At 68.4% G+C, this 9165-nt stretch carries 1 protein-coding gene; it reads left to right on the top strand.

Going from position 1 to position 9165, the window contains the following annotated elements:
• The coding region (locus NGR01S_RS29600) for a non-ribosomal peptide synthetase (protein ID WP_373861472.1) at positions 1 to 9165 on the top strand (9165 nt) is incomplete at both ends.

Raw genomic sequence — 9165 nt, forward strand, 5'->3', positions numbered from 1 at the left:
CGCCGGTGCGGCCGTCGAATACGGCGTATGTGATCTTCACGTCCGGGTCTACCGGGCGTCCGAAGGGTGTGGCGGTTCCGCATTCGGCAATCGGCAATCAGGTTGCGTGGATGCTGGCGGAGTACCCGCTCGATGCCTCCGATGTGTACCTGCAGAAGACGGCGACGACGTTCGATGTGTCGCTGTGGGGTTATTTCCTTCCCCTGGCTGCGGGTGCGCGTCTGGTGGTGGCGACGCCGGATGGTCATCGGGATACCGAGTATTTGGCGCGAGTTATTGCCGAGCAGCGGGTGACGGTGACCGATTTCGTGCCGTCGATGCTTGGTGTGTTCGCTGCGCATACTCCGGCGGAGGCCCTGCGCAGTCTTGAGCATGTGTTTGTGATCGGTGAGGCGTTGCCGCCGGAGACGGTGACCGCGATGCATGCGATTTCTGATGCTGCGGTGCATAACCTTTATGGTCCGACCGAGGCGGCGGTGTCGATCACGTATTGGCAGGCGACCGGTGATGAGTCGGGCAGTGTGCCGATTGGTGTGCCGCAGTGGAACAGCCGTGTGTATGTGTTGGATTCGCGGTTGCGGCCGGTTCCTGCTGGTGTGGTGGGTGAGCTGTATCTCGCGGGTGATCAGTTGGCGCGTGGGTATGTGACGCGTCCGGACTTGTCGGCGGACAGGTTCGTGGCGAGTCCGTTCGATGCCGGTCGGCGGATGTATCGCACGGGTGATTTGGTGCGGTGGAGCCGGGTCGAGACCGAGGTCGAAGGCCGCACGGAGTCCCGGCCGGTGCTGGAGTATTTGGGTCGTACCGATTTCCAGGTGAAGTTCCGTGGTCAGCGGATCGAGTTGGGTGAGATCGAGTCGGCGTTGCTGGCGCGGCCGGTGGTGAGCCAGGCCGTGGTGACGGTGGCGGCTTCTGATCTGGGTGAGCAGTTGGTCGCCTATGTGGTGCCCGCTCCCGGCGAACAGATTGTTACGGCTGCGCTGCTGGACGCATTGCGTGAGGTGCTGCCGGTCTATATGGTTCCGGCCGCTGTCGTGGTCTTGGATGCGTTCCCCTTGAACACCTCGGGCAAGCTCGACCGTAAGGCGCTGCCGGCTCCGGTGTTCGAGACGCGGGAGTTCCGGGCACCGTCTACGCCGATCGAGGAGATCGTGGCGGGCGTGTTCGCCGACGTGCTCGGTGTGCAGCGGATCGGCGCCGATGATGATTTCTTCGCCCTCGGCGGTAACTCGCTGATCGCGACCCAGGTCGCGGCCCGCCTCGGCGCGGCACTGGACGCGCAGGTGCCGGTGCGGATGCTGTTCGAGGCCTCCACCGTGGCAGCGCTGGCCGCCGCGGCCGAGACCGCCACCGGTCGTGGTGGTATGCCGGTGCTGGCGCCGCGGGAACGTCCGGAGCGGGTGCCGTTGTCGTTGGCGCAGCAGCGGATGTGGTTCCTGAACCGGTTCGACGACCGGTCCGCGGCCTATAACATCCCGCTGGCGGTGCGGATGTCCGGTGACCTGGACGTGGATGCGTTGCGCGCGGCCGTCTCGGATCTGGTGGCGCGGCACGAGGTGTTGCGGACCGTGTATCCGGAGGTGGACGGTATCGGCCACCAGCAGGTGCTGCCGGCCGGTGCGGTCGATATCGCGCTCGATCCCGAGCCGGTCACCGAGGCGGAACTGCCCGCCCGCATGGTCGAATCGGCCGGGGCGCTCTTCGACGTCATGACCGAGCTCCCGTTCCGGGTGTCGCTGCTGCGCCTGGCCGAGCGCGACCACGTGCTCGTCTTCGTCGCGCATCACATCAGCGCCGACGGCTTCTCGCCGCGTCCGCTGCTCCGGGATCTCGTCGTCGCCTACAACGACCGCAGCCGCGGCGTGGCCCCGGGTTGGGAACCGCTGGCGGTGCAGTACGCCGATTACACGCTGTGGCAGCGTGAGGTGCTGGGGTCGGAGGACGACCCCGCATCGGTGGCCGCCCAGCAGATCGCCTACTGGAGCGAACAGCTGCGGGATATGCCCGATCAGCTGGACCTGCCCGCCGACCGGCCGCGGCCGGAGATCGCCTCCAATTCCGGCGCCGCCCACGATTTCGCGGTCGACGGGGAATTGCGTACCGCGCTCGAGGGGCTGGCCCGCTCGCACGGCACCACTCTGTTCATGGTGGTGCATGCCGCGCTCGCCGCGTGGGCGAGCCGGTTGTCCAGCACTTCCGATATCAGCATCGGCACCCCGGTCGCGGGGCGCGGCGAGCAGGCACTCGACGATCTGGTCGGCATGTTCGTCAACACCCTGGTGTTGCGGACCGAAGTCGGCCCGGCCACGCCGTTCACCGACCTGCTGGCCGAGGTGCGCCGCACCGACCTCGCGGCCTTCGCGAACGCCGATATCCCGTTCGAGCGACTCGTCGATATCCTCAACCCGCGCCGTTCGCAGGCGCATCATCCGTTGTTCCAGGTCGTACTGACCTTCGAGGCCGCGTCGGTGGCGGATATGGCGGCGGTGTCGCTGCCCGGGCTCGACCTCGATGTCGTCGACTTCGAGACCGGTCAGTCGAAGTTCGACCTCCAGCTGACGGTCGGCACCGAGGGTGCCGCCGACGGTGGCCTGCGGATGCAGTGGGCATACGCCACCGATCTGTTCGATCCGGAGACCGTCGCCGATTTCGCCGACCGTTTCCTGCGCATCCTGCGCGCCATCGTCCAGGAGCCGGCGATGGCGGTCGGCGATATCGATCTGCTCGGTGACGCCGAGCGCCTGGACGTGGTGCGGCGGTGGGTGGAGTCCCGCGCCGACGCCGGCCCCGGGGTGTTCACCGTCGACGGCGCACCGGTCGATCTTCCGGAGACGGCCACCCTGGCCGGGCTGTTCGAGGCGGCCGCCGGTGAGCATCCGCACCGGACCGCCGCGAAGTACGGTAGTGACCAGCTCACCTACTCCGAGTTGGAGCGCCGGGCGAATGTGCTCGCGCGCCGGTTGATCTCCGAGGGCGCCGGACCGGAGGCCCAGGTCGCGGTGCTGCTGCCGCGCTCGCTGGATCTGGTGGTCGCTCTGCTCGCGGTGATCAAGTCCGGGGCCGCGTACGTGCCCGTGGACCCGGATTCCCCCGCCGACCGGATCGCCTACATCCTCCAGGACGCGCGTCCGACGACCGTAGTGTTGGACTCCTCGGTGCGGGTGGAGCTGCCCAGGGGTATCTCCCGGGTCGTGGTGGACGGTTACGCCGTGGAAGCCGGCGATATCGAGGACGCCGACGACGGCCCGATCACCGACGCCGACCGCCTGGCGCCGCTGCGTCCGGACAACACCGCCTACGTCATCTACACCTCCGGGTCCACCGGCCGCCCCAAGGGCGTCGCGGTGGCACACCGGACCGTGGTGCGGCTGTTCGCCAATACCGAGCCCGAATTCGGTTTCGGCCCCGAGGACGTATGGACCCTGTTCCACTCCTACGCCTTCGACTTCTCGGTCTGGGAGTTGTGGGGACCGCTGCTGTTCGGCGGCACGCTGGTGGTCGTCGACTACTACACCTCGCGGTCGCCGCAGCAGTTCCTGGAGTTGCTGCGCACCGAACGGGTCACCGTGCTGAACCAGACGCCCTCGGCGTTCTATCAGCTCGCCGAGGCCGATCGCACCGCGGAGGCGGAACGTCCGCTGGCGCTGCGCTATGTCGTATTCGGTGGTGAGGCACTCGAACTGCGCCGGCTCTCCGACTGGATCGCCAGGCACGGTGACGGCTCGACCGGACGCACCGCCCTGATCGGTGGCCGGGAAACCGGCTCGCCGGTGCTGGTGAACATGTACGGCATCACCGAGACCACCGTGCACGTGGCCTACCGCGCCCTGGACGCGGAGACCGTCGCCGGGGCCACCGGTAGCGTGATCGGCCGGGCGATCGCCGGGCTGAGGATCTACGTACTGGACACCCGGCTGCGGCCGGTGCCGGTCGGGGTGACGGGCGAGTTGTACATCGCGGGTGGGCAGCTCGCCCGCGGTTACCTGGATCGCCCGGACCTGACCGCGGCCCGTTTCGTGGCGAGCCCGCTGGGCGATTCCGGGACGCGGCTCTACCGCTCCGGCGACCTGGCGCGTTGGAACCGCTCCGGCGAACTCGAGTATCTGGGCCGTGCCGACGATCAGGTCAAGGTGCGCGGCTTCCGGATCGAGCTCGGTGAGATCGAGGCGGCGGTACTCGCGCAGCCCGGTGTCGCGCAGGCCGCGGTCATCGTCCGCGAGGACAACCCGGGCGATCACCGGATCGTCGGGTACGTGGTGCCGGAGCCCGGGGCCGAGGCCGGTACGGCGGCGATCCGCGAGGGTGTCGCCCAGCGGGTGCCGTCCTATATGGTGCCGTCCGCGCTGGTCGTGCTGGACCGGATCCCGTTGACCATCAACGGCAAACTGGACCGCCGTGCCCTGCCCGCGCCGGTATTCGAATCGGCCGGTTCCCGGGCGGCGTCGACCCCGATCGAGGAGATCGTGGCCGGGGTCTTCGCCGAGGTCCTCGGTACCGAACGGGTCGGTGCCGACGACGATTTCTTCGCCCTCGGCGGTAACTCGCTGATCGCGACCCAGGTCGCGGCCCGGATCGGGGCCGCACTCGATACCCAGGTCCCGGTGCGGATGCTGTTCGAGGATTCGACGGTGGCCGCGCTGGCGGCCCGGGTGGAACAGCAGGCCGGTGCCGGTGGTCGTCCGGTGCTCGCCGCCCGTCCCCGGCCCGAACGCCCGCCGCTGTCGCAGGCGCAGCAGCGGATATGGTTCCTCAACCGCTTCGAACCGGAGTCCGCGGTCGACAATATTCCGATCATGCTGCGGCTCACCGGCACCGTCGATATCGCGGTGCTGCTACAGGCGGTAGCCGATGTGATCGCCCGGCACGAATCCCTGCGGACCGTGTACCCGTCCCATGAGGGCGTCGGCTATCAGCAGGTACTACCACCGGACCGCGCGGTTCCGGAGGTGGAGATCGTCGAATCGCACCGGACCGCGGTATCGGGTGCCGAACTCGGTGGCGACCTCCTCGCGTCGATCGCCGAATTCGGCTTCCGCGGCTTCGACCTGACCACCGAACTGCCGGTTCGGCTGCGGGTCTACCGCTTGACCGAGGACGACTACGTGCTGGCCGGGGTGGTGCACCATATCGCCGCCGACGGCTTCTCGATGCGGCCACTGAGCCGTGACCTGATGATCGCGTACTCGGCGCGTTCGGCCGGCGCGGCCCCGGAGTGGGAACCGATGGCCGTGCAGTACATCGACTACGCGATGTGGCAGCGCGATGTGCTCGGGTCCGATGGCGATCCGGCGTCGCTGGTGTCCCAGCAGCTGGACTTCTGGCGGGCCGAACTGGACGAACTGCCCGACGAACTCCGGTTGTCCAGCCGGCCCCGGCCGGCGGTCGCCAGCGAACGGGCGGCGACGCACCGGTTCGTGGTGCCCGGCGCGGTGATCGACGAATTGAACCGGGTCGCCCAGGCACAGGGCGTCACCTTGTTCATGCTCGTGCACAGCACGTTCGCCACCCTGCTCGCCCGGCTCAGCGGGACGAACGATATCGCCATCGGTATCCCGATCGCCGGTCGCGGCGAGCGGGTGCTCGACGAGCTGATCGGCATGTTCGTCAACACACTGGTGTTGCGGACCCGGATCGATATCGGTGCGCCATTCACCGAGTTGCTCGCCCACGTCCGGGATCGCGATCTGGCCGCGTTCGCACACGCCGACGTGCCGTTCGAGCGTCTGGTCGAAGCCCTCAATCCGGTCCGTTCCCAGTCACGTCAGCCGCTGTTCCAGGTGATGCTCGCGTTCCAGAACCTGGGCGACACCCGACTGGAACTGCCGGGTCTGACCATGACCGGGCTGGGTGTCGATATCCCGACCACCAAATACGATATGGCGCTCACCATGGGCGACGCGGTCGACGGTGGATCGGGTATGGATGCCGAGATCCTCTACGCCACCGATCTCTTCGACGAAGACTTCGTTTCCGAGTTCGGCCGGCGATTTGTGCGGGTGCTGCACGCGGTGATCGCGGACGCGACGGTGCCGGTCGGGGATATCGAGCTCATGGCCCCGGCCGAACGGGCCCTGGTGCTCGATCGCTGGAACGCGACGGATTTCCCGGTGGAGACCGCGCTCACCGAGACCCCCGGCAATGCCACCGCCACCCTGGTTTCCCTGTTCGAGGCGCAGGTCGCCCGGACCCCGGACGAGGTCGCACTGACCTTCGAGGGGACGAATCTGTCCTACGCCGAGTTCGCGGGCCGGGTACATCGGCTGGCCCGCCGGCTCGTTCAAATGGGTGTCGGGCCCGAAGTGTATGTGGCGCTGGGTATGCAGCGCTCCTTCGATCTGGTCGTCGGTGTCTACGCGGTCGTCGTGGCCGGTGGCGCGTACATACCGTTGGATCCGGATCAGCCGGTGGAACGGCTCGGGCACATCCTCGATACGGCACGCCCGGTGTGTGTACTCACCTCCGGTACGGACCTGGACCCGGTGATCGAGCGGCAGGTGCGGATCGATCGGCTGGATCTGTCCGAGTTCTCGGATGCTCCGCTCACCGACGCGGACCGGTTGTGGCCACTGCGCTCGGCCAACACCGCGTACGTGATCTTCACCTCCGGCTCGACCGGTCGTCCCAAGGGTGTCTCGGTGGCGCACACCGCGGTAGTGAACTACCTGGTCGGCGCGCACGCACGCTACGGGATGGGCGCGGCCGATGTCATGCTGCAGCGCGCCACGGTCACCTTCGACGCATCGGTCGCCGAGTTCTTCCTGCCGTTGCAGGTGGGCGCCCGGCTCGTCATCGCCCGCCCGGACGGGCACCGTGACCCCGCGTATCTCGCTGGGATCATCGCCTCCGAAGGGGTGACGACGGTGCAGTTCGTGCCGTCGATGCTGTCGGTGATCATGGCCGAGACCGGTCCCGAGGCGTGGTCGAGTCTGCGCCACATCATCGTCGGCGGCGAGGCGCTCCCCGTCGATGTTCCGCGCCGGTTGCGCAGCCTGACCAGCGCCCGGTTGCATAACCTGTACGGGCCCACCGAGGCCACGGTCGACCTCATCTACCACGAGGTGACCGAGGCCGATACGGTCTCGGTGCCGATCGGCGTCCCGGCGTTCAACACGCAGGCCTACGTGCTGGACGGACGGTTGCGCCCGGTCCCGCCCGGGGTCCCGGGTGAGCTCTACCTGGCCGGCGCGCAACTGGCGCAGGGGTACGTGGACCGCGCCGATCTGACCTTCGACCGCTTCGTGGCGAACCCGTTCGGCACGAGCGTGCGGATGTACCGGACCGGCGACCTGGCGCGCTGGAATGCCGACGGTGAGCTCGAATACCTGGGCCGCACCGACTTCCAGGTGAAGCTGCGCGGTCTGCGCATCGAGCTCGGCGAGATCGAGTCGGCCCTGCTCGGGGTGGCCGAGATCGCCCAGGCCGTGGTGGTCATGCGCACCGATGAGCACACCGGTGACCAGCTGGTGGCCTATCTCGTACCGGAAACCGGCCGGGCGATCGATCCGGAGGCGGTGAAGACCACACTGCGTGGCGAACTTCCGGCCTATATGGTGCCCGCTGCCTTCGTGATGCTCGATGCGTTCCCGATGAACGCCGCCGGAAAGCTGGACCGCAAACTGCTGCCGGCGCCGGTCTTCGAGACGCGGACATTCCGGGCGCCGTCGACCCCGATCGAGGAGGTCGTGGCGTCGACGTTCGCCGAGGTGCTCGGCCTGGAGCGGGTCGGCGCGGACGACGATTTCTTCGAGCTGGGCGGTAACTCACTGGTCGCGACCCAGGTCGCGGCCCGGATCGGGGCCGCGCTCGATACCCAGGTGACGGTGCGCGCGCTGTTCGAGGCGTCGACGGTGGCCGCGCTGGCCGTGCGGGTGGAGCAGGCCGGTGAGAAGGCGCGTCCGGCGCTGGAGGCCGGGCCGCGGCCCGAACTGGTGCCGCTGTCGTACGCGCAGCAGCGGATGTGGTTCCTGAACCAATACGACACCTCGTCGGTGGCCTACAACCTGCCGATGGCGATCCGGCTCTCGGGTGAGCTGGATGTGGCCGCGCTGCGGGCGGCCCTGACCGATGTGCTGCGGCGGCACGAATCGCTGCGCACCTACTTCCCGGAGCGTTCCGGGGTACCGGTGCAGCTGGTCGTGCCCGCGGAGCAGGTCGACCTCGGGCTGCAGACGGTCGCGGTCACCGCGGACGAGCTGCCCACCGCGGTGGCGGAATTCGTGGGTGCCGGTTTCGATGTCTCCGTGGCCCCGCCGTTGCGGGCCCGGTTGCTCGAGCTGACGCCGCGCGAATTCGTGCTGGTGGTGGTCGTGCACCATATCTCCGGCGACGGTTTCTCGATGGCCCCGCTGGCTCGGGACGTGATGACCGCGTACGCGGCGCGGGTCCGGGATCTGGAGCCGGGCTGGGATCAGCTGCCGGTCCAGTACGCCGACTTCACGCTGTGGCAGCGGCGGGTGCTGGGCGCCGAGAACGATACGAATTCGCCGCTGGCCCGGCAGATCGCGTTCTGGCAGCGCACCCTCGACGGCGTTCCCGACGAGCTGGCGCTGCCCCTGGACCGGCCGCGTCCGGCGGTCGCGTCCATGCGCGGCGCGACGGTGAGCGGTGAGCTGCCCGCCGAGCTGATGCGAGGCCTGGACGGATTGGCGCGCGCTCGTGGCGCGTCGATGTTCATGGTGCTGCACGCCGCGTTGGCGGCCCTGCTGGCGCGACTGTCCGGTAGCGAGGACATCGCGATCGGTACGCCGATCGCGGGTCGTGGTGAGCGGGCCCTGGACGATCTGGTCGGCATGTTCGTGAACACGCTGGTGTTGCGCACGAGTGTCGGTTCCGGTGAAACATTCGCGGAGCTGGTGGATCGGGCTCGGCAGGTCGACCTGGATGCCTTCGGTAATGCCGATGTGCCGTTCGAGCGGCTGGTGGACCTGCTGGCGCCGGAGCGTTCGCAGGCCCGCAACCCGCTGTTCCAGGTGGCGCTGTCGCTGCAGAACAACGAGCAGCCGGTGCTGGACCTGGCGGGTCTGGAGGTCTCCGGGCTGGACCTCGAGGAGGACGTGGCCCGGTTCGACCTGCAGTTCACGCTGGCCGAGAACGGGTCCGGCGGCATGACCCTGTTCCTGAACTACGCCACCGAACTGTTCGACGAGGCGACCATCCGGACCATGA

The organism is Nocardia grenadensis NBRC 108939 (assembly GCF_001613445.1).
GTDB lineage: Bacteria > Actinomycetota > Actinomycetes > Mycobacteriales > Mycobacteriaceae > Nocardia > Nocardia grenadensis.